The following is a 1,543-nucleotide window of genomic DNA, read 5'->3' as shown; positions in this document are numbered from 1 at the left end:
GGCCCGCGGGGTGTCCTTCCTGGTCGTCGGGGCGGTTTGGTGCCGGATCAGGTCGGTGCCGGGAGTGCTTGGAGCCGGGTGATGGCGGTGACCAGTTGGCCGGCCCAGGGCCAGGACGCGGCGATGCGCAGGCGTAGGCGGCGTCCGCCGCGGACCAGGCGGGCGGCGACGGCGAACAGGCGAAGCCGCAGCCGTTTGGGCTCATAACGGCGGGCCGGCCCATCCAGGGCGAGCATCTGCATCCAAGCCAGGAGTTCGCAGGCCAGGGCGACGACCTCACACCAGATCTGATTCTGGTCGAAGTCGTGCAGCGGCAGGTTGCGCAGCCCGGTGTCCTTGGCGGCGCGGATGCGGTCTTCGCAGCGGGCGCGGCGGCGGTGGCGTAGCTCCAGGTCGGCGAGCTGACCGCGGCGGGTGTCGGTGACAAAACAGGTGAAGCGGTGCCCGTCGATGTCGGTGAAGCGCAACTGCGCGCCCGGGTGCGGGCGCTCTTTGCGCACAATCAGGCGCATGCCCTTCGGCCAGCCGTCCAGCTTCACCAGGCCGGTCAGCTCGGCCACCCACGCACCCGGCCGTACCTGCCCGCCTGAGTCGTAGGCGGGCGTCCACGCCTGCGCGGGCAGAGCCAGAATCGCGGTCTGGATTTCTTCGGTGAGGGCGAACCCGATGGAGTACGACAGCCGCCGCCCGGGCCGGGACAGCCAGGTGAGGAACTCGCGGGTGCCGCCGCCGGAATCGGCGCGGATCAGTACCTGACGGCGGCGGTGCTTGGGAAGCTGGGCCAGCGCCAGCCGGGTGGCGGTGATGTGGTCGGCGGCGGTGTTGGATCCGGCGTTGCCGGGCCGCAGCATGATCGCCAAGGGTTCCCCGCCCCCGGTCGCTCCGTGGTCGGCGAAGACCGTCATCGGGTGGAACCCGAAGGTCTTCTTCCAGGTCGGCGCGGCCTGTTGCTTGTCAGAGTGGGCGATGACGATGGTCGCGTCGATGTCGAGGGGAATCAGCTGGCCGTCGGTGCCGGGGGCGTGGGGGCCGGCCAGGGCCCAGGCCCGCTGCCGGGCGGTGGCACGGGCGGCGCGGATCGCCTTAAGCGCGCGGACGGGGTCGGCGGCCAGGCGGTCGATCACCCGGGACACGGTCGGGTCGGAGGCGATCGGGCCGAACAGCTCGGGCTGAGCGCGGAGCATCGCGATGTCGGCCAGGCAGTCCCCGCCTAACGCCAGCGTGAGGGCCAGATCGGCGATGACTTTGCCCGGGTCGTGTACCGCCCGGGACGGACGCCACCGTTCCAGCTGCGCCGATAGTTCCCTGCCCAGGCCGGTGACCCGCAACGTCTCCAGCAACAGCAGCCCACCGGCCTGCGAGACGAGTCCCGAGCCGTCGGCGGACACCACGATCTTGCGCTGCAACGCGATAGTCTTCACTTGGAAAGTGCCTTCTGAACTGGTGCGGACAGGACTCTCGACAAGCCCAATCCTCCCAGCTCAAAGGCACTTTTCTCATGTAAACGATCAAGCCCGCTCAAATTCGTCGCGAAAGCCCGAGG

General features: G+C 69.9%; 1 protein-coding gene. It reads right to left on the bottom strand.

What is annotated here, in order from left to right:
* Positions 1 to 47 precede the first annotated feature (47 nt).
* A complete protein-coding gene (locus tag HCK04_RS40185; protein ID WP_142652757.1) occupies positions 48 to 1,421 on the bottom strand; it encodes an IS1380 family transposase in 1,374 nt (457 codons plus the stop codon).
* Positions 1,422 to 1,543: the final 122 nt, after the last annotated feature.

Source organism: Microbispora sp. CL1-1 (assembly GCF_012034195.1).
GTDB lineage: Bacteria > Actinomycetota > Actinomycetes > Streptosporangiales > Streptosporangiaceae > Microbispora.
This window is presented reverse-complemented; position numbering and strand designations above follow the sequence as displayed.